We start from the raw sequence: 19,519 nt of genomic DNA on the forward strand, positions 1-19,519 counted from the left end.
CGATGGTCCGCCGTATTTTTTTGTATGCAGCAAGTGCCAGCATGTCTTCCAGCGAAGTACTCGACTGGTATTGATGTGCCCCGCGTGCAATAGCTTTAAAGTGCGGCGCGATCCTCGCTTCCAGAAGTAGCGCCCCGGCTGAGACGGGTGTGTTCAAGCGCATCTGTGATGACGCATGTACACGCCCAGTTACCGATCTGGGTGTAAGAGCGAACCCCGCATCGGCTGGAGGGATACGAGCGATGTGCCGGGTCACATCCCGCCGACGGCAGCCTGGAACCCGGCCAAGGCTCGCCAAGAATGTCCCTTTCCCTCATCCGGCGCGACGGGTTACCCATTCGCGCCAGCACCGTGAGCTCGAGACATGATCCCTTACGGCCTGAGTCCCGATCAGTTCTGCCAGCGCTACCGTCGCCACCTGCAGCGCACGACACCGGCGACAATCGACAAGCTCCGTACCCTGCTCGCACGCGCCCTGCCCGATGAACCACTCACGGGGGAGGTCCAGCTGTTCCTGGGCGAGGACGGTCTCGATGTACCGGAAGCCTGGCTCTACCTCAGCGGCGAGAACAACAGGGTGGATGCCTCGGACCCCACCCTGTTTGCCGGCAAGGCGATGGACCTGCAGTTGGGCCTGCAGAGCATCCCCGAGTTCGACCTGGCGTACTTCGAAGGCGATTTCGGCGGCGTCACGCTGATGGCCAACACCCTCAAATCCTGGCTCGCCGAATGCTGGTGGAAAGCTGGCGGCTGGAGCTGGCCTGTCGCACTGACGCTCGCGGTACACGACGGGTTCGATGATGGCGAGCGTATTGCTCTGACCGAAACGGCCTGAGCATCAGGAAACCTCAGCGCTTGGCGATGATGTACACGGCGTGGACGATGCCGGGGATGTAGCCGAGCAGCGTCAGCAGGATATTGAGCCAGAACGCGCCGGCGAAACCGACCTGGAGGAACACGCCCAGCGGCGGCAGAAGGATGGCGATGAGGATGCGGATGAGGTCCATGCGGTGGCTCCTTGTGAGATTGCCTGTTGCATGGAATGGACCGTTGGCGAGCGAAGCGGGTTCAGAGAATCTGACGCTGACGTCGGGCAGGTCGGGTCCGCGCCAGGGTCTTCCTCTCCCGGAGGGAAAGGGTCTGATCGGTGCGCCGCTTGATAACGCGCTCGCCGGTAGCTTCCGCTTTTCGCAGGAGCGCGCTTGCTCGCGAACCCAACCCCGCGGTGGGGGTTGTTCGCGAGCAAGCTCGCTCCTACAGGTTGCATCAGGCGTTACAGGAACCAGCGGTACTCCCGCGCGCTGACTTCGTTCATGAAGTCCAGGTGGTCGTGGCGCTTGTTCTCGCAATAGACAAAGACGAACTCGCTGCCCAGGCCTTCCTTGACCACCGGGTGGTCTTCCATCTCGGCGACGGCGCCGAGCATGTCGCGGGGGAAGTCGATGCCGCTGTCGCGGTCTTCGTTCAGCGGCGGGATCGGCTCCTGGCGGGCTTCCAGACCATGTTCCATGCCGGTGAGGATCGCTGCCAGCACGAGATACGGGTTCGCGTCGGCGCCGGCGAGACGGTGTTCGATACGCAGGTTCCTGCCATCGGACTCGGGAATGCGAATGCACGCATCGCGGTCCTCGAAACCCCAACTGGCCTTGCTCGCGGCGTTCACACGGGAGCCGTAGCGGCGGTAGGCGTTGTGGTTGGCGGCGAAGATCGGCATGCAGTGCGGCAGCAGCTCCAGGCAACCGGCCACGGCGTGGCGCAGGGCCTGCTGGTTGTCGCGCTCGAGCAGGTTGTTGCCGGCACGGTCGTAGAGGCTGACGTGCACGTGCATGCCGCTGCCCGGCGCATGCAGGTAGGGCTTGCTCATGAAGCTGGCGCGGTAGCCGTGCTTGAGTGCCACGCCACGGGTGGCGCGGGTGAACAGCGCGGCCTGGTCGGCGGCGTGCAGGCCGTCGTCGCAGTGGGCGAAGTTGATCTCGAACTGGCCCGGACCGATCTCGGCGGTGATGACGTTGGCGTCCACGCCCTGCTCGCGGGAGGCTTCGACGATCTCATGGAGCACATCGGAGAAGCGCGACAGGCGCTCGATGTGCATGTTCGGCTGGTCATCCTCGTCGTCGCACAGCGGGTCGCGCGGGTACTGCGGCAGGCCGGCGTCGAGCTTCTTGTCGAACAGGTAGAACTCCAGCTCGAAGGCCACCACCGGGCGGATGCCCTTGGATTCCAGGCGCTGCATGACGCGGGCGAGCACTTCGCGCGGTTCGAACTCGATGGGCGCGTGGGTACCGTCGGAGCTGATCAGCATCTGCCCCAGCGGCTGGTTTTCCCAGCGCACCGGCTTGAGCGAACCGGGGATCAGGCGGCGTGGCGCATCCGGGTCGCCGTCGTTGAAGCAGTAGTCGCCGATGGGGTGCAAGCCGCCCTGCGCGCCCAGCAGCACGCAGTTCTGCGGCAGTTTCAGCGGGCTGCCGGCGGCGACTTTTTCCAGCATGTCGACGGGGTAGCGCTTGCCGTAGAAGTGGCCGGGGATGTCCAGGCAGATCAGGTCGACGTAGCGGATGTCCGGGTATTGCTGGCGGAAGGCACGGACTTCACTGAGCAGGTCGGGATAGGTCGGGCGGTTCATGGTGCAGGGGCCTTTTCTGTGCGGGCGGCGCCGGATCGTTTTCCCAAGCCAACCCGCGTGGGCTGGCTTGGGAAACTCACGTGAAGATCCAGAGCACTCGCGTGGGTTTGTCGGTGAGGTTGCCGTAGCGGAACTGGCTGTGCGGCGGCAACTGGAAGCTGTCGTTGGCGTGGAGCGTGACGGTCTGTTCCTCGTACCAGAGGGTCAGTTCGCCTTCGAGGACGAAACCGCCCTGCTCCGAGCTGTCGTTCAGGTGCCCCTCGCCGCTGGTGGCACCCGGGGCAAGGATGCTGTCGAGCATGGAGAAGCCGCCGGACATGTTCGGCGAGGCGAGGATGTCGGTGATGCCACCGGCGTAGTAGAGCGTGCGGCGGTCGGCCGGACGGGTCACCCAGTCGAGCTCGCGGCGGGTCTCGCCGGCGTAGAAGTAGGTGGTCGGTACGCCCAGGGCTTCGCTGATGGCGGTGAGGTCGGCCACGGTGGGTTGCGACAGGCCGCGCTCGACCTGGGAGAGGAAGCCCACCGAGCGGCCGATCTGTTCGGCCAGCGCGCCTAGGGTGAGGTTCTTGTGCTTGCGTAGGTCGCGGATCAGCGTGGCGAGGTGTTCGTTGGCGGCCGTCTGGGTCATGGCGAAGTCCGATTCAGAAAAAGTCGCGCAATCGATACCAGGCCTTGCCGACGGCTTCCAGTGGCGCGGCGAAGCGCTGCCCACCGGGGAACCCGGGATTGCGGATGCGTTGATAGAGGTCAAGCTCGTCGCTGCGCCCGAACATGGCTTCGCTCACCGCGTGGGCGGCGGCCAGGCTCGGCAGCACGCCGTGGCCGGAATAGCCCTGCAGCCAGTACAGCTCGCCGCGCCGGCCGATGTCCGGGGTGCGGCGCATGCTGCAGTCGATGTGCCCGCCCCAGGCGTACTCCAGTTCCACGCCCTTGAGCTGCGGGAACACTCGCTCGACATAGGGGCGCGTGGCGGCGCGAATGTCCGAAGGCATGCCGCCCAGGTAGGTGCAGCCGCCGCCGAACAGCAGGCGATAATCGGGGGTCAGGCGGAAGTAGTCGAGGACGAACTGGTTGTCGGTGACGCAGCAGTTCTTCGGCAGCAGCGAGCAGGCCTGTTCCTCGCCCAGCGGCGCGGTGGCGACCTGGTAGGTGCCCACCGGCAGGATGCGCTCGGAGACGTCGCGGTCCAGCCCGTCGATGTAGGCGTTGCAGGCCAGCACCAGGGAGGCGCAGCGCACGCTGCCCCGCTCGCCATTAGAAAGCTCGGTGGTCACTTCATAGCCGCTGCCGCTCTCGCGAAAGCTCAGGGCACGGGTCTGCTCGAAGATTCGCCCGCCGGCGCGCTCGAAGGCACCGGCCAGGCCGTAGGCCAGCTTGAGCGGGTTCAGGTGCGCCGAATTGGGGTCGTAGAGGCCGGCCTGATAGCGGTCGCTGGCGACCCACTGCGGCAGCTCTTCACGGGGGATAAATTGCAGGCCTTCGTAGCCCCAGCGGCGGTTGGCCTCGGCCTGCCAGTCGTAGAGCATGCCGACGCGGCGCGGCAGTACGGCGGTCCACAGGTGGCCGATGCGGTAGTCGCAGTCGAAACCGTGGCGTTGCGGCAAATCACGGAGTTCATGGGCGGCCCAGAGCATGCCCTGCCAGAGACGCAGCGCGCCTTCATGGCCAAGGTCGGCTTCGATCGGGCCGAGGTCGCTGGACCAGCCCGGCAGGGCCTGGCCACCGTTGCGCCCGGACGCGGCCCAGGCGATGCGACTGGCCTCGATCATGCAGACCTGGCGACCGCCTTCGGCGAGTTGCAGGGCCGTGTGCAGGCCGCTGAACCCCGCGCCAATCACCAGCACTTCGCACTCCAGCGGTTCGCGCAACGCATCGCGCGGCTGGATCAGCTCGGGGTTGGCGCCGGCATAGTAAGTACCGACCGGCTCGCTCGAACGCAGGAACATGGCCACCTCGTGAAATTGTTCTGATTATTTTTCATGAAAAATAACAGAACAAATTTCACAAGGCTAGCCCGACGCGCTTTTTGCGGACGGGCTGCGTTTCAGATCGTCAGGAAGACAGCACTGCGGCGCCGTCCTGCTCCTCGCGCTTCTGCCGCACGCTGACCACCACCACCAGCGCCACCAGGATGCCGGCGAGGATGGCCGAGGAGCCGATGGTGCCGAAGTCCAGCCCGCCCTTCTCATGGGACTTGGTCAGCACGTCGCCCAGGGTCGCGCCGAACGGCCGGGTCAGTACGAAGGCCACCCAGAACAGCAACACCGAGGACAGCTTGGTGAAGTAGTGCAGCATCACCACCACGGCGATCAGGCTGCCGATCAGCAGCGCGCCGCCAGCAAAGCCCAGGCCCGAATCGTCGGCGAGGAAGTCGCCCAGCGCGGTGCCCAGGGTGTTGGAGAAGAGGATGGCGATCCAGTAGAACATCTCGCCCTTGAAGCTGCGGATGTTGTCCACCGACAGCGAGGTACCGCTGAAACGCCATAGCGCGAAGATCGCCACCAGGATGCTCACCAGGATCGCCGACCCGGTGGCGTAGCCAAGCTCCAGGGTGCGGTCCATGAAGTCCGACATGGTGGTGCCGGCGGTGCTGGTGGAGAGGATCACCAGCCAGTACAACCAGGGCACGTAGCTCTTGCTGGCGAGCTGGCCGACCAGGGTGACGAGGAATACGCTGATGAGGATCAGCGAGCTGACCGCATAGCCGACGTCGAGGGTCATCGACAGCAGGTCGCCAGCGGTTTCTCCCAGGGTGGTCGCGCAGATTTTCATCACCCAGAAGGCCAGGGTGATCTGTGGCAGTTTGTTCACGGACAAGACTCCAGAAATGGGCAGGGCGGGCGCCTATCCCGGCGGCCGCGACGTCTGCACCCGGAGTTCCTGCGGGCTCCCCCATGACCCCAGGATGCACAGCGCGAAAGACTGCGGTCGGCGCAGTGAAGAAAGGGTCAAGCCAGTATGAAAAATCCATTCGGCGCCGCCTTTGCCGGGCTCCCGACAAGTGACAGATGGCCGCCAGTTGCTATGGTTTACGTGGGGGCCGATGCGCCCGAGGAACGCTTTTTAGCGCGCGATTGGCCGACGCATGGGGATATGGATGAATCAGATGATCAAACCGCAACCGTACTGCAAGAACTGCCGGTTGGCGCCGCCGACCCTGAGTGACGACAAGGTCCAGGAGCTCGAGGCGATCATCAAGCCGGGGCACCTGCTGCATAAAGGGGACTTCGTGTTCCGCCAGGGCGACCCGTTCCACAACGTGTACCTGGTTCGTTCCGGCTCGATCAAGACCTTCACCACCAATGAGCAGGGTCTGGAGAAGATCACCGGCTTCTATTTCGCCACCGAGATCTTCGGCTTCTCCGGCATGGGCGAAGGCAGCTACCCGGTGTCGGCGCAGGCGCTGGAAAGCACGCTGTGCAGCGAGATCCCCTTCCACCAGCTGGAAGAACTGTCGATCCAGATTCCGGGGCTGTCGCACCAGATCATGCTGATGATGAGCCGCAAGATCCGCGAGGATCAGCAGATGAAGCTGCTGCTCTCGCGGCTGAACTCGGACTCGCGGATCGCTGCCTTCCTGCTCAATATTTCCGCGCACTTCCGCGACCGCGGCTTTTCCGCCACGCGCTTCCGCCTGAGCATGTCGCGCAACGAGATCGGCGATTACCTGGGGCTGGCGGTGGAGACCGTGTCGCGCAGTTTCACTCGCCTGCAGAAGCACGGGTTGGTGCGGGTGGATGGGCGGGAGACGGAGATTGTCGACTTCACGGAGTTGTGTGCGTTGGCGGGAGGTGAGGTCGAGCTTTGAGTGCTCGGCGGGGTTTGTTCGCGAGCAAGCCCGCTCCTACAGGCCCCGACTTTCCGACGCTCGCGCCCGCTCTTCGTAGGAGCGAGCTTGCTCGCGAACCGCCCGTGTACCGGCCATCCCTGCGGGCTCTGCTCCCCCTGAGCCCCGCGCAAAACCGCCTTTCGCAGAAGCGGACTTCGTCCGCGATCGCATGGCACGGAGCCCCTTGCGGACGGAGTCCGCTTACTATAGGAGCAGGCCGGCCCGCATAGGCGCGGTACTTCTCCGCGATAGCGGTGCCATTGCTGGCCACCGGCCGGATCGCGGACAAGGTCCGCTACGGGAGCAGTCCCTGTCCGTGCCGCGAGGGGTATCAGGTCCCGATTACCCCGCCATCGTCCTTGGTGATCACCAGCGTCGTGGAGCGCGGGATGCTCTTGCCGTCGCTGGCCGGGAAGCTGATGCCCGGATGCTGGATGTTCACCCACAGCGTCTTGCCATCCGGGGTCTGGGTGATGCCGGTCAGTTCGCAGCCGCGCGGCCCCACCAGGAAGCGGCGCACCTCGCGGCTGTGCGGGGCGGCGCAGAGCAGTTGGTTGCAGCCCATGACGCGCATGGGTTGCTCGGCATCGTCGTAGTCGGTCTCGATCCACAGGCGGCCGGCAGTGTCGAAATACAGGCCATCCGGCGAGGAGAAGATGTCGCCGTTGATGGTGCCCACCAGGTTCTCCGACGCGCCGGAGCCTTGCTGTTCGCCGGCCAGCAGGAAGACTTCCCACTGGAAGCTCGTGCTAGTCGGATCGCCGCCGGCTTCGTCCCAGCGCAGGATCTGCCCGTGGAGGTTTTCCTTGCGCGGGTTGGCGGCGTCCACCGGCTGCTTCTTGCCCCGTGCATCGTTATTGGTAAGGCTGACGTACACGGCGCGGCTGCCTGGCTGCACCGCGACCCACTCCGGGCGGTCCATCGGCGTGGCGCCCAGCTTGTCGGCGGCGGCGCGGGCATTGACCAGCACCTCGGCCTGGCTGGCAAAACCGTTTTCGGCGGTCAGGCCATTCTGCCCGTGCACCAGCGGCAGCCAGCGGCCACTGCCATCGTCGCTGAACTGGGCGACATACAGGGTGCCCTCGTCCAGCAGGTCGCGGTTGGCGGCGCGGTCGTCCGGGTTGTACGTGCCGGCCGGGACGAACTTGTAGATGTACTCACCCTTGGTGTCGTCGCCGTAATAGAAGGCCATGCGGTTGTCGGCCCCCAGCGACAGGGTCGAGCACTCGCGACAGAAGCGCCCCACCGCGGTGCGCTTCTTCGGGGTGGACGTCGGGTCGAAGGGATCGATCTCCACTACCCAGCCGAAGCGGTTCGGTTCGTTGACGTGGCCGCCGTGGGGCTGGCCGGCCTTTGGCGTGGCATCGAAGCGTTCGTCCACCGCTTCCCAGGCGTAGTAGTTGCTGAACGCGCCGTTGGACAGACCGTAGCGCTTGTGCGAAACACGCCTGGCGTAATCGTCCTTGTCGCGGTTGACGAAGTACTGGTGCCAGTTCTCTTCGCAAGCCAGATAGGTGCCCCAGGGCGTAACGCCCATCGAGCAGTTGTTCAGGGTGCCGAGTACCTGCTTGGCCTCGGGGTCGCTGGCGGTGCGCAGCAGGTCATTGCCGGCCAGGGGGCCGGACAGTTCCAGCGGCGAACTGCCGGTGATGCGGCGGTTGTAGTTCGAACCCTCGACGCGCTGCCACTGGCCGCTGGCATCCTTCTTCACCTCGATCACGCTCAGGCCGTGGGCGGCGATTTCCTTGCGCACTTCGCCTTCCGGGCGGCCCCGCGAGCCATCGGGGCGATCCTCGAAGGTCTGGCCCTTGGGGTGCAGCGTCGGGTTGATGTACTCGTGGTTGATCACCAGCAGGCCGTGGCTATCCGGCGCATCCGGGAAGGCGAAGTAGTGCATGCCGTCGTGGTTGTCGCCGGCCTGCAGTTCCTGGGCTTTCCAATCCTCGCTGGCGTCACCCTTCCAGGCTGGCGCGCCGGTCACCACCGGGTCGCCCCAGGAGAAGAACGGCCGCGCACTGTAGCCCTCGGCGACGATCACCCGGTCGAACTTCGGGTCCTGCTGCACCGGCACGCCCTTGAAGCCCAGCAGCACGGAAGGTGTCGCTGCATCGGCGGCGAACAGACGGCGCGGCGCATACAGACCTCCGCCAAGGAAAGCGACCGCGCCGAGCACCAGGCTGTTCTTCAGCAGACGGCGGCGGGAGGGGTCGATCAGCCCGCTCATCGGCACATTGCCGGACGGGTTGATCACCTGGTCATCGAAGGCGGCCAGTCGATCGTGGAAGTCCTGGAATCGTTCGCTCATGGAGGGGTTCCTTCCGCACGGCCGTCGGCAGGACGGCTCGGGTTGCCAATGAAAGATATGCGCGGAAGGTTAGGAACGGGTTGTTACGACGGGATGACAACGCCGCCGAGCCCCGTTGAGGAGCCCGGCGACGGGAATAAAAGCCGCCCCACAGGACCAAGACGACGTCCGGAGGCGGGCGCGAGGGCGTTTGCGGAAGCAGTGCGGCTCAGGCTTGCAGGCCGCCCTGCTCCAGGCATTCGGGGCCTGCCAGGCGGGCCGTCCAGTCTTCCACCACGCCACTGGAGAGGCGTTGCGCGGCGGTCTTGCGCCAGCGCAGGGAGAGCGCGTCGCAGGCCATCATCAGGCGCAGCCCGGTAGGTTCCAGGGGATGGCCGAAGTACCAGTCCAGCAGGCTTGCCACGGAGAGTTGCGGGTAGTGCCGCTGTACCAGCTCCAGCGGTGCGTCGGGGGCGACCATGCCGGAACGGCGAACCCGGTAGAACCAGCCGCAGCGGCCCTGCTCCTGCACTTCCAGCGGCAGCTCGGGGAGATTCCAGCGCTTCGCCAGGCGGTAGCTGGGCGAGCGCGGCTGGCTCACTTCGATCAGCGCCTCGCCCCAGCGGAACAGGTCGCCGATGCACACCTCGTGCTCATTGAGGCCGAAGGTCGACAGGTTCTCGCCGAAGGCCGGCGGTCGCCAGCGCGTCTGCGGGTGCTGCTTGCGCCAGTGACGGTAGTGCTCGGCCGGGTAATGATGCAGTGCGCGTTCCAGGCCGCCGTCGCGGCGCAGGTCGGCCCGTGCGTCCCCCGGCAGCCCTTGGGCGCCGAGCCAGACTTCCTGATGCGTTTCCAGCCTGTCGATATCGCTGAGCAGACCACCCCAGCGCTCTTCGACTTTGCCTATGAAAACGCCCTGGATGACGATGCTTTCCACCTTTGTCTACCCATCTGAGACAGCGGACAAGCGCTAGAGTAGTGGCCTGGATAGCCGACTATCCATTTCGATTTTCCAGTTTCGTTGATAAGCAGACCTTATGGATTTCCGCCAGCTCCGCTATTTCGTCGCGCTCTACGAGGAAGGCCACGTCGGACGCGCCGCCGAACGCCTGGCGATTTCCCAGCCGGCGCTCTCGCAACAGATCCGCCAGATGGAGCAGAACCTCGACGTGGCGCTGTTCCAGCGCAACGGCAAACGCCTGCTGCCGACCGTCGCCGCGCACACCCTGTACAACCACGCGGTACCCCTGCTGGACGGCCTGGAGCGCGCCCGCGAAGCCTTGCGGGCTTTTCGTGGGCAGAGTGCGCGCAGCCTGAGCATCGGCGTATTGCAGACGGTCAACGCCAACCTGGTGCCGCACCTGGTGGAGCGCCTGCACACCGCGCAGCCGCACGTGCAGGTGCGCATCTACGAACTCTCGGGCGTGGAGATCGAGCGGCGCCTGCTGGCCGGGCAACTGGACATCGGTATCGGCTTCCTGCCACCGCGCCAGCCAGCGCTGCACGGCGTGGAGCTGTACCCGGACGAACTGCAACTGGTGATCCCGGCGGACCATCCACTGAAGGACTTCAAGAAAGTCTCGCTGGCCCAGGCGGCGGAACTGCCGATGCTGTTGCTGGGCGAAGAGTTCCGCGCCCGGCAGATCTGGCAGGAGCAACTGGCCGCCATCGGCCGGCGGCCACGGGTGCAGGCGGAGCTCAACCACATGAGCGGCATCCTCGACAGCCTGCCGCAGAGGCGCTTCGCCACCGTGCTGCCGGGACGCGCACGGCAGATGCATGGACATCCGAACCTGCTGTGGAAGCCACTGAGCGAACCGCGCATTCCGTTGAGCGTAGGCCTGGTCTACCGCGATGCGCAGCGGCAGCAGCCGACGGTGGAGTTGCTCAAGTCGCTGCTGGATGGGGCGGTGTGAGGGCCGCCGGCTCTTGTAGGAGCGAGCTTGCTCGCGAACAAGCTCCGACGCGGACGCACTCGCGAGCAAGCTCGCTCCTACAGAAAAGCGCCCCACCGCTTTGGCACCCTTGCCGAAAACGCAGGCAAGAAAAAACCCCGCCTCTTGCGAAGCGGGGTTTTGCAGACCGATATCCTGACGTCCATGCTCGCCACCGTCCTTGGTGGATTCCCTTGTTTCCGTATTGTCGTTGGCGCTTCCTGCGCAATGTCCTGACTGAGGAGAAGGTTACCGCTGTAAGCCTTTGTCAGAAAGACGCCGATCACCACCGCTGCTTGTAAGCTTAGGCTTACACGGATTCGTACTAGCGCCCTTCGGAAAAGAAATAACCCATAAAAAACCCCGCCGGAGCGGGGCTTTCTCAGAACGCTTAGAACTGCGCGGCGTCCAGCAGGTACAGCGACTCGCTGCCGGCCTTCACCGAAGCGTTCAGTGAGTGGATACGCGGCAGCAGGCGGGCGAAGTAGAAGCGCGCGGTGCCGAGCTTGCTGGCGTAGAACTCGTCCTGGCCTTCCTTGCCCAGCGAAGCGCGAGCCATCAGGGCCCACATGTACGCGTAGGCGGTGTAGCCGAAGGCGTGCAGGTACTCGACCGAGGCGGCGCCGATTTCGTTCGGGTTGCCCTTGGCGCGGTCCAGGACCCAGGCGGTCAGCTCGTCCAGATTCTGCACGGCGGCGTTCAGCGGGCCGGTGAATTCGGCCAGCTCAGCCGACGCCGAGGCGGTGAAGGCGCGGATCTCGTCGGTGAACAACTTGCTGTAGGCGCCGCCGCTGCCGACGATCTTGCGGCCCATCAGATCCAGCGCCTGGATGCCGTTGGTGCCTTCGTAGATCTGGGTGATGCGGCAGTCGCGCACCAGTTGCTCCTGGCCCCACTCGCGGATGAAGCCGTGGCCGCCGAAGATCTGCTGGCCGTGAATGGTGGTTTCCAGGCCCATGTCGGTGAGGAAGGCCTTGGCCACCGGGGTCAGCAGGGCGACCAACTCTTCGGCGCGCTTGCGGGTGGTCGGCTCTTCGCTGTACTTGGCGGTGTCCAGCTGCATGGCGACGTAGCTGGAGAAGGCGCGGCCGCCCTCGTTCAGCGCTTTCATGGTCAGCAGCATGCGACGCACGTCCGGATGGACGATGATCGGGTCGGCGGCCTTGTCCTTGGCGACCGGGCCGGTCGGCGCGCGGCTCTGGATACGCTCGCGGGCGTACTCCACCGCGCTCTGGTAGGAGCGCTCGCCAGTGGCCAAGCCCTGGATGCCAACGCCCAGGCGCTCGTAGTTCATCATGGTGAACATGGCGGCCAGGCCCTTGTTCGGCGCATCGACGATCCAGCCGGTGGCGCCGTCGAAGTTCATCACGCAGGTGGCGGAGCCCTTGATGCCCATCTTGTGCTCGATGGAGCCACAGGACACGGCGTTGCGCCCGGCCAGGGAGCCGTCGGCGTTGACCATCACCTTCGGCACCAGGAACAGCGAGATGCCCTTGGAGCCGGCCGGCGCGTCGGGCAGCTTGGCCAGGACCAGGTGGATGATGTTCTCGGTCAGGTCGTGCTCGCCGCCGGTGATGAAGATCTTGGTGCCGGAAATCTTGAAGCTGCCGTCGGCCTGGGGTTCGGCCTTGGTGCGGATCATGCCCAGGTCGGTGCCGGCGTGCGGTTCGGTCAGGCACATGGAGCCCGCCCAGGTGCCGGCGTACATGTTCGGCAGGTACTTGGCCTTGAGCTCTTCGCTGGCGTGGTTGAGCAGCGACAGGCAGGCGCCGGCGGTGAGCATCGGGTACAGGCCGAAGGACAGGTTGGCCGAGTTGACCATCTCCTCGACCTGGGCGCCGATCACCTTGGGCATGCCCATGCCGCCGAATTCCGGCGCGCCGCCCACGCCCACCCAGCCGCCTTCGGCGTAGGTGCGGTAGGCCTCCGGGAAACCAGCCGGGGTCTTCACGCCCTCGGCGCTCCAGCTGCAGCCTTCTTCGTCGCCGCTGCGGTTCAGCGGAGCGATCACGCCGCCGGTGACCTTGCCGGCCTCTTCGAGGATTGCCGACGCGGTCTCGGCATCGACGGTCTCGGCCAGGGCGGGCAATTCGGCCCACAGGTTGGCGACCTCGAAGACTTCATTGAGGACGAATTGCATGTCGCGCAGGGGAGCTTTGTAGTCAGCCATGATGGATCCTCGAACGAAAACGACGGCTGATCAGGCAGCCAGCGGTATCAGAATAGGAGGTACACGAAGGTACGCCGCCGGAGTTTACTCCAACAACTTTTCAGACTTTAAGCGTCATGATGTGACTGCACAACTATAGATTGGTCACAATATGTAGCGAAAAACGAGGAGGCCCGTGGCGAAGCGGGCCTCCTCGTCTGGCGTGGGGATTACAGGGCGAACTGCTCGGCCGACAGGCGCATCAGCACCTCGGAACCGGCTTCCGCCGCTGCCACGTGAGCCTGCGCGCGCGGCAGCAGGCGGCTGAAATAGAACTCGGCGGTAACCAGCTTCGCCTGGTAGTAGGCCGCCTCGCCGGCGCCCTCCTCCAGCTTCTGCTGGGCGACCAGCGCCATGCGCAACCAGAAGTAGCCCAGGGTGACGTAGCCGGAGAACATCAGGTAGTCGACCGAGGCCGCGCCGACTTCGTCCGGATTCTTCATGGCGGCCATGCCGACCTTCTGGGTCAGCTCGCCCCACTGCTTGTTCAGCGTCGACAGCTGCGCGACCTGCGCCTTGAGCTGCGGGTGCTCGGCATGCTGCTGGCAGAGTTGATGAACGAGCTTGGTGAAGCCCATCAGCAGCTTGCCCTGGCTGCCGAGGACCTTGCGGCCGAGCAGGTCCAGCGCCTGGATGCCGTTGGTGCCCTCGTAGATCGGCGCGATGCGGCAATCGCGCACCAGCTGCTCCATGCCCCACTCACGGATGAAGCCGTGACCGCCGAACACCTGCATGCCGATGTTGGTGACTTCCAGGCCGGTCTCGGTCATGAAGGCCTTGCAGATCGGGGTGAGGAAGGCCAGCAGGCTGGCGGCGCGCTCGCGCTCCTCGGCGTCCTGGGAGAGGTGCTCGATGTCCAGCAGCTGCGCGGTGAAGTAGGCCAGCGCGCGGTTGCCTTCGTTGAACGCCTTCATGGTCAGCAGCATGCGGCGCACGTCCGGGTGCACGATGATCGGGTCGGCGGGTTTCTCCGGCGCCTTCGGCCCGGTCAGCGAACGCATCTGCAGGCGGTCCTGGGCGTAGCGCACGGCGCCCTGGTAGCTGGTCTCGCCGAGGCAGAGCCCCTGCATGCCGGTGCCCAGGCGTGCGTGGTTCATCATGGTGAACATGCAGGCCAGGCCCTTGTTGGCTTCGCCGATGAGGAAGCCGCGAGCGCCGTCGAAGTTCATCACGCAGGTGGCGGAGGCCTTGATGCCCATCTTGTGTTCGATGGAGCCGCAGGCCACGGCGTTGCGCTCGCCGGCTTCGCCGTTCGCGTCGAGGTTGAACTTCGGCACGATGAACAGCGAGATGCCCTTGGTGCCGGCCGGCGCGTCGGGCAGCTTGGCCAGCACCAGGTGGATGATGTTCTCGGAGAGGTCGTGCTCGCCGGCGGAGATGAAGATCTTGGTGCCGGTGATCGCATAGCTGCCGTCGGCGTTGGGCACGGCGCGGGTCTTGATGATGCCGAGGTCAGTGCCGCAGTGCGGCTCGGTGAGGCACATGGTGCCGGTCCAGACCGCGCTGGTCATGCGCGGCAGGTAGGTGTTCTTCTGCTCGGCGCTGCCGTGGGCGTGGATGGCGGCCATCGCGCCCTTGGTCAAGCCGGGGTACATGCCCCAGGAGCAGTTGGACGCGCCGATCATCTCGCTGACCAGCAGGCCGAGGGACGGCGGCAGGCCCTGGCCGCCGTACTCCGGGTCGCTGGAGACGCCGTTCCAGCCGGCCTCGACGTACTGCGCGAAGGCCTCCTTGAAGCCCTTGGGCGTGGTCACCACGCCATTGTCGAAGTGGCAACCTTCCTCGTCGCCGGAGCGGTTCAGCGGGGCGATCACCTGCTCGCAGAACTTCGCGCCTTCCTCGAGGATGGCGGCGAACATGTCCGGAGTGGCGTCGGTGGCGCCGAGGGCTGCATAGCGGCCGGTGAAGTCGAAGACTTCGTCGGTGAGAAAGCGCACGTCGCGCAGGGGGGCCTTGTACTCGGGCATCGCGAATCTCCGTTCGGTTCAGGGCGCCAGCGCGGCGCGGAAACCTTGAACCTAACGGCGCAAGAGCCCCTGGACAATCACGCTGCACGCGCTGAATGCGCGGTCATAACGCAGGGCGTTCAGACCGTTCGCACCGCGCCCCGATGCGTCTGCCCGTGCACGGCGACCCGGTTGCGCCCGCCGCTCTTGGCCGAGTACAGCGCCTGGTCGGCGCCCTTGATCACTTCTTCCGGCGTGCGCCGTTCGCCATCGCGCTCGGCCACGCCGACGCTGATGGTGACCGAGACCACTTGCGCATCCTTACCACCGCGTCTGGTGCGGCCCTGGCGATCGTCCCTGGGGCGGTGTCCGCGATCGCGCAGATGCATCGCGTACTTCTCGATGGCCTGGCGGACGCCATCGAGGTGCGGCAGGCACTGCTCCAGCGACTTGCCCGCGAATACCAGGGTGAACTCCTCACCGCCGTAGCGATACGCCTTGCCGCCCCCGCCGGTGCGCCGCAGTTGGCTGGCAACCATGCGCAGCACCTGGTCGCCGACGTCGTGGCCGTGGCTGTCGTTGAATTTCTTGAAGTGGTCCACGTCGATCATCGCCAGCACGTACTGCTGGCCCAGGCGCTGGAAGCGCTCGTTCAGCGCGCGGCGTCCGGGCAGGCCGGTGAGTTCGTCGCGGAAGGCCATCTGGTACGCCTCGTGCGCCACCGCGCCGGCCAGGGTGAGCATCACCAGGCTGGTCATCACGGTCAGCGCGTGGGGCAGGATGAAGACCTTGGGCAGCATCCACAGCAGGCCGACCAATCCCACCAGTTGCGCGGCGTGCAGCGGGCGCGGCTGGCGCGCGTAGGCGGCGAGCAGAGCGATGAAGGCGAGGCTGAAGCCGAAGTAGGACAGTTGCGCCAGGCTCATCCACTGGCCGTGCAGCGACGGCCAGTAGACCTCGCTGAGCAGTTTCGCCAGGCCCTGCGGGAAGCGCTTGGCCAGGGCCGTCGCCACCCCGGCCACCGCGACCAGCGCGGCGCTGCGAGCGAGCAGGTCCTGCAGCATGTGCATGCGCTCCTGCCAGATGCCGTACAGGCCATAGAGCAGTGGCAGCAGCACGCAACACAGGTGGAACACCAGCGCCGCCTCCGACATCACCACGCGGTGCGCCTGGAAATAGTCGACCTGGGTATCGAGCAGGAAATACGCGATGTACACCACCGTCAGCATGAACAGCTGGCGCTGGCGACCGTAGACCATGCACAGGGCGCCGCCGAGGAGCAGCAACAGGGTCGGCAGGACATTGAACAGCGAGGTGAAGAATTCGGATAGTTCGGCCAGGGAGCCGGCGGCGATGCCCGCTGGGATCAGCAGCAGCGGAGTGAGAAAGTGGCTGAGCCGGTAAGGAGCCGTGGGTCGCACAGGAAGTTCCGAAGCGTTGGCGCCGGACTCGGGATCAACAAGCCAGCAAGTGGCGTAATAATGGCACCCTCTGCAGGCATTTGCGTGATTGCGGATACGAAAAAGCCCGCCTTGCGGCGGGCTTCCTACTGTTCAGCAGACGGACGGCAAACCGTCCGTTACGAGCGCTGATCAGTAACCGAGGGCGAAATCTTCCTCGGCCAGGTCCATCAGGTTGTTGGCGCCCGACAGCATGGAGCCAACGTGCGCGCGGGTGCGCGGCAGGATGCGCTGGAAGTAGAAGCGCGCGGTCTTCAGCTTGGCCTGGTAGAAGGCCTCTTCGCTGGTACCGGCGGCCAGCTTCTCGGCAGCCAGGCGAGCCATGTCGGCCCAGAAGTAGGCCAGGCAGGCGTAGCCGGAGAACATCAGGTAGTCGACCGATGCGGCGCCGACTTCCTCGCGGTCCTTCATGGCAGCCATGCCGACCTTCATGGTCAGGTCGCCCCACTCCTTGTTCAGCGCGGCCAGCGGTGCAACGAACTCCTTCACGGCGTCGTTGGCTTCGTTGGCCTGACAGAACTTGTGCACGATCTTGGTGAAGCCCTTGAGCGCTTCGCCCTGGGTCATGAGGATCTTGCGGCCCAGCAGGTCGAGCGCCTGAACGCCGGTGGTGCCTTCGTACAACATGGAGATGCGGCTGTCGCGGACGTTCTGTTCCATGCCGTGTTCGGCGATGAAGCCGTGGCCGCCATAGATCTGCACGCCGTGGTTGGCGGCTTCGAAGCCCACTTCGGTCATGAACGCCTTGGCGATCGGGGTGAGGAAGGCCAGCATCGCGTCAGCGGCTTTCTTCTCTTCTTCGTCCTGGCTGCGCTGGACGATGTCGACCTGCTTGGCGGCGAAGTACAGCATGGCGCGGTTGCCTTCGGCGAACGCCTTGGCGGTCAGCAGCATACGGCGTACGTCGGGGTGCACGATGATCGGGTCGGCGGCTTTTTCCGGGGCTTTCGGGCCGGTCAGCGAACGCATCTGCAGACGCTCGCGAGCGTAGGCGATGCCACCCTGGAAACCGATCTCGGCGTGGGCCAGGCCTTGCAGCGCGGTACCCAGGCGAGCGGTGTTCATGAAGGTGAACATGCAGTTCAGGCCCTTGTTCGGCGGGCCGATCAGGAAGCCGGTGGCGGCGTCGAAGTTCATCACGCAGGTGGCGTTGCCGTGGATGCCCATCTTGTGCTCGATGGAGCCGCAGGAAACGGCGTTGCGCTCGCCTACGCCGCCTTCGGCATTGGGCAGGAACTTCGGCACGATGAACAGCGAGATGCCCTTGGTGCCCTGCGGGGCGTCGGGCAGACGGGCCAGCACGATGTGGACGATGTTGTCGGCCATGTCGTGTTCGCCAGCGGAGATGAAGATCTTGGTGCCGGTGATCTTGTAGGTGCCGTCGGCCTGCGGCTCGGCCTTGGTGCGCAGCATACCCAGGTCGGTGCCGCAATGCGGCTCGGTCAGGCACATGGTGCCGGTCCACTCGCCGGAAACCAGCTTGGTCAGGTAAGCCTGCTGCTGTTCCGGGGTGCCGTGGGCGTGCAGGGTGTTCATGGCGCCGTGGGACAGGCCCGGGTACATGCCCCAGGACCAGTTGGCCTGGCCAACCATCTCGCTGATGGCCATGCCGAGGGATTCGGGCAGACCCTGACCGCCGTGCTCGACGTCATGGGCCAGGCTCGGCCAGCCGCCTTCGACGAACTGCTGGTAGGCCTCCTTGAAGCCGGTCGGGGTCTTCACGCCTTCCGGGCTCCACTTGCAGCCTTCCAGGTCGCCAACGCGGTTCAGCGGAGCGATCACCTGTTCGCAGAACTTCGCACCCTCTTCGAGGATGGCATTGACCATGTCCGGGGTGGCGTCTTGGGCGCCCGGCAGGTTCTGGTAGTGCGCTTCGTAGCCCAGCAGCTCGTCGCGAACGAAACGGATATCACGCAAGGGGGCCTTGTAATCAGGCATAGCGGTAAACCTCTACGAAGGGTTCTGGTGAATGGGCGACCGGTAGTTGCGGTCGCAGTGCGGGATCGTTCCCGGCCGCCCAGTCGGTGCGCGCACGCATCCCGACAGTCAAACAGGCGTTTGAAACATACGTTTACGCCATACCCTTGTCAAGCATGCAGACTGACCGCCCGGTCACGCTAGCAAGGCAACCGCCGGAGGGCTTTCGCGCCACCGTCCTGCCATTGATTAAAGCCCATGCCAGAGCGGCCGGCGCGTCGCGAGGACAGCCGGTGGGATGAGAAGAACATACGCGAGGAAAGTGGCCGTCAGGCGCGGATATCGATGAGGGTGCCGAGCGTTTCGTCGGCGGCCTGGATGACCTTGGCGCCAGCCTCGACCTCATGCTGGCCGCGGCGCAGGTCCATCAGGTGATCGGCCAGGACGGCGCTGGAGGCGTTGCCGGCGATCTCGGCGCCAGCCTGGTCGACGCGGCGCTGGCCGGCCTGGACCGAACCCAGGCCCGCGGCAAATGCATTACCGGAGATTTCCATCGTGCGTCTCCCAGGACAAAGACAGCCAATGGCCACCATTCAAGCAGACTTCCACCCGCCCGGCCAGGTGTCGTTACAGATCGAGGATGCTCAGGTCCAGGTGCGCCGCCACCGCCGCGGGTGTCGCGGGCGACAGCCGCGGCACGCGGCCGATGCAGGGCGCCGGCAGCCGTTCGGCCAGGGTCGCTAGGCTCTCCTCCAGGCGCGAGGTGTTGGGGTCGACGATGTTCGCCACCCAGCCGGCCAGTTGCAGACCGTCGCGCTGGATCGCCTCGGCACTGAGCACCGCGTGGTTGATGCAGCCCAGGCGCACGCCGACCACCAGGATCACCGGCAGGCCGAGTGCGATCGCCAGGTCCGACAGACTCTCCTCGCCCGACAACGGCACCCGCCAGCCGCCCGCGCCTTCCACCACCGAGAAGTCGGCGCCCAGCTGCAGCACCGAGCGCACGGCCGGGGCCAGCGACCCGACCTGCAGCTTCACGCCCTTCTCCCGCGCGGCAAGGTGCGGTGCGATGGCTGGCTGGAAGGCGAATGGGTTCACCTGGTCGTAGGCCAGCGGCAGGCTGCATTCGCTCAGCAGCGCCAGCGCGTCCTCATTGCGCAGCCCTTCGGGCGTCCGCTCGCAACCGGACGCCACCGGCTTGGCCGCCGCCGTGGACAGTCCGGCCAGCCGCGCCGCATGCAGCAGGCCGGCGGCGATAGTGGTCTTGCCGATTTCGGTGTCGGTGCCGGTGATGAAGTAGGCGTGGGACATGGCGTT

16 protein-coding genes are annotated in these 19,519 nt (G+C 65.6%); 3 read left to right on the top strand and 13 right to left on the bottom strand.

The window, feature by feature from the left end; genetic code table 11:
- Positions 1 to 364: 364 nt before the first annotated feature.
- On the top strand, positions 365 to 835 hold the full coding sequence (locus tag ACYCAX_RS02125; RefSeq protein ID WP_460247334.1) for a hypothetical protein: 471 nt from the start codon (positions 365 to 367) through the stop codon (positions 833 to 835).
- A gap of 13 nt (positions 836 to 848) precedes the next feature.
- On the opposite strand, the gene ACYCAX_RS02130 is transcribed toward ACYCAX_RS02125, so the two are convergent.
- From ACYCAX_RS02130 to ACYCAX_RS02150, 5 genes are all read right to left on the bottom strand, one after another.
- Positions 849 to 1,007 (bottom strand): YqaE/Pmp3 family membrane protein, encoded by a 159-nt coding sequence (locus ACYCAX_RS02130; RefSeq protein ID WP_003450258.1) that lies wholly within the window; start codon positions 1,005 to 1,007, stop codon positions 849 to 851.
- Between the two features lie 266 nt (positions 1,008 to 1,273).
- Entirely contained in the window at positions 1,274 to 2,623 is a 1,350-nt protein-coding gene (locus ACYCAX_RS02135; protein ID WP_294972901.1) for a glutamine synthetase family protein, read from the bottom strand.
- Between the two features lie 76 nt (positions 2,624 to 2,699).
- Positions 2,700 to 3,251 carry a helix-turn-helix domain-containing protein gene (locus ACYCAX_RS02140; protein WP_015475246.1) on the bottom strand — a complete coding sequence of 184 codons (552 nt, stop codon included), beginning with the start codon at positions 3,249 to 3,251 and terminating at the stop codon, positions 2,700 to 2,702.
- A 13-nt stretch (positions 3,252 to 3,264) separates the two neighbouring features.
- Entirely contained in the window at positions 3,265 to 4,569 is a 1,305-nt protein-coding gene (locus ACYCAX_RS02145; protein WP_460247335.1) for an NAD(P)/FAD-dependent oxidoreductase, read from the bottom strand.
- Positions 4,570 to 4,675: 106 nt separating this feature from the next.
- On the bottom strand, positions 4,676 to 5,434 hold the full coding sequence (locus tag ACYCAX_RS02150) for a COG4705 family protein (RefSeq protein WP_294972906.1): 759 nt from the start codon (positions 5,432 to 5,434) through the stop codon (positions 4,676 to 4,678).
- Between the two features lie 295 nt (positions 5,435 to 5,729).
- On the opposite strand from ACYCAX_RS02150, the gene fnr reads away from it, so the two are divergent.
- Positions 5,730 to 6,431, top strand: coding sequence for a fumarate/nitrate reduction transcriptional regulator Fnr (gene fnr / locus ACYCAX_RS02155; RefSeq protein ID WP_086009537.1), 702 nt, complete (start codon positions 5,730 to 5,732; stop codon positions 6,429 to 6,431).
- A 352-nt stretch (positions 6,432 to 6,783) separates the two neighbouring features.
- On the opposite strand, the gene ACYCAX_RS02160 is transcribed toward fnr, so the two are convergent.
- Complete coding sequence (locus ACYCAX_RS02160; RefSeq protein ID WP_460247336.1) at positions 6,784 to 8,757, bottom strand: PhoX family protein; 1,974 nt, start codon at positions 8,755 to 8,757, stop codon at positions 6,784 to 6,786.
- Between the two features lie 208 nt (positions 8,758 to 8,965).
- Positions 8,966 to 9,673, bottom strand: coding sequence for an MOSC domain-containing protein (locus ACYCAX_RS02165; protein ID WP_294972911.1), 708 nt, complete (start codon positions 9,671 to 9,673; stop codon positions 8,966 to 8,968).
- 100 nt (positions 9,674 to 9,773) lie between these two features.
- Here ACYCAX_RS02165 and ACYCAX_RS02170 point away from each other — a divergent pair, with 100 nt between their 5' ends.
- Complete coding sequence (locus tag ACYCAX_RS02170) at positions 9,774 to 10,652, top strand: LysR family transcriptional regulator (RefSeq protein WP_015475240.1); 879 nt, start codon at positions 9,774 to 9,776, stop codon at positions 10,650 to 10,652.
- A 409-nt stretch (positions 10,653 to 11,061) separates the two neighbouring features.
- On the opposite strand, the gene ACYCAX_RS02175 is transcribed toward ACYCAX_RS02170, so the two are convergent.
- The 6 genes from ACYCAX_RS02175 to bioD form a co-directional block, all read right to left on the bottom strand.
- Entirely contained in the window at positions 11,062 to 12,840 is a 1,779-nt protein-coding gene (locus ACYCAX_RS02175) for an acyl-CoA dehydrogenase C-terminal domain-containing protein (protein WP_460247337.1), read from the bottom strand.
- 209 nt (positions 12,841 to 13,049) lie between these two features.
- On the bottom strand, positions 13,050 to 14,846 hold the full coding sequence (locus ACYCAX_RS02180) for an acyl-CoA dehydrogenase C-terminal domain-containing protein (protein ID WP_460247338.1): 1,797 nt from the start codon (positions 14,844 to 14,846) through the stop codon (positions 13,050 to 13,052).
- A gap of 119 nt (positions 14,847 to 14,965) precedes the next feature.
- Positions 14,966 to 16,246: a GGDEF domain-containing protein gene (locus ACYCAX_RS02185; RefSeq protein WP_294972918.1), complete on the bottom strand. Its 1,281-nt coding sequence runs from the start codon at positions 16,244 to 16,246 to the stop codon at positions 14,966 to 14,968.
- 171 nt (positions 16,247 to 16,417) lie between these two features.
- Complete coding sequence (locus ACYCAX_RS02190; protein ID WP_015475236.1) at positions 16,418 to 18,223, bottom strand: phenylacyl-CoA dehydrogenase; 1,806 nt, start codon at positions 18,221 to 18,223, stop codon at positions 16,418 to 16,420.
- A gap of 308 nt (positions 18,224 to 18,531) precedes the next feature.
- Positions 18,532 to 18,756: a hypothetical protein gene (locus tag ACYCAX_RS02195; protein ID WP_294972920.1), complete on the bottom strand. Its 225-nt coding sequence runs from the start codon at positions 18,754 to 18,756 to the stop codon at positions 18,532 to 18,534.
- Positions 18,757 to 18,829: 73 nt separating this feature from the next.
- The gene (gene bioD / locus ACYCAX_RS02200; protein WP_294972922.1) at positions 18,830 to 19,513 is read right to left on the bottom strand and encodes a dethiobiotin synthase; all 684 of its coding nucleotides are present in this window, start codon (positions 19,511 to 19,513) and stop codon (positions 18,830 to 18,832) included.
- Between the last annotated feature and the right edge of the window lie 6 nt (positions 19,514 to 19,519).

The sequence above is a fragment of the Pseudomonas sp. MT3 genome (assembly GCF_054720805.1).

Bases quoted from the DNA above. Each gene is read 5' to 3' on its own strand.
- ACYCAX_RS02125 (WP_460247334.1), top strand. From the start codon at position 365: ATGATCCCTTACGGCCTGAGTCCCGATCAGTTCTGCCAGCGCTACCGT.
- ACYCAX_RS02130 (WP_003450258.1), bottom strand. From the start codon at position 1,007: ATGGACCTCATCCGCATCCTCATCGCCATCCTTCTGCCGCCGCTGGGC.
- ACYCAX_RS02135 (WP_294972901.1), bottom strand. From the start codon at position 2,623: ATGAACCGCCCGACCTATCCCGACCTGCTCAGTGAAGTCCGTGCCTTC.
- ACYCAX_RS02140 (WP_015475246.1), bottom strand. From the start codon at position 3,251: ATGACCCAGACGGCCGCCAACGAACACCTCGCCACGCTGATCCGCGAC.
- ACYCAX_RS02145 (WP_460247335.1), bottom strand. From the start codon at position 4,569: ATGTTCCTGCGTTCGAGCGAGCCGGTCGGTACTTACTATGCCGGCGCC.
- fnr (WP_086009537.1), top strand. From the start codon at position 5,730: ATGATCAAACCGCAACCGTACTGCAAGAACTGCCGGTTGGCGCCGCCG.
- ACYCAX_RS02160 (WP_460247336.1), bottom strand. From the start codon at position 8,757: ATGAGCGAACGATTCCAGGACTTCCACGATCGACTGGCCGCCTTCGAT.
- ACYCAX_RS02170 (WP_015475240.1), top strand. From the start codon at position 9,774: ATGGATTTCCGCCAGCTCCGCTATTTCGTCGCGCTCTACGAGGAAGGC.
- ACYCAX_RS02175 (WP_460247337.1), bottom strand. From the start codon at position 12,840: ATGGCTGACTACAAAGCTCCCCTGCGCGACATGCAATTCGTCCTCAAT.
- ACYCAX_RS02180 (WP_460247338.1), bottom strand. From the start codon at position 14,846: ATGCCCGAGTACAAGGCCCCCCTGCGCGACGTGCGCTTTCTCACCGAC.
- ACYCAX_RS02190 (WP_015475236.1), bottom strand. From the start codon at position 18,223: ATGCCTGATTACAAGGCCCCCTTGCGTGATATCCGTTTCGTTCGCGAC.
- ACYCAX_RS02195 (WP_294972920.1), bottom strand. From the start codon at position 18,756: ATGGAAATCTCCGGTAATGCATTTGCCGCGGGCCTGGGTTCGGTCCAG.
- bioD (WP_294972922.1), bottom strand. From the start codon at position 19,513: ATGTCCCACGCCTACTTCATCACCGGCACCGACACCGAAATCGGCAAG.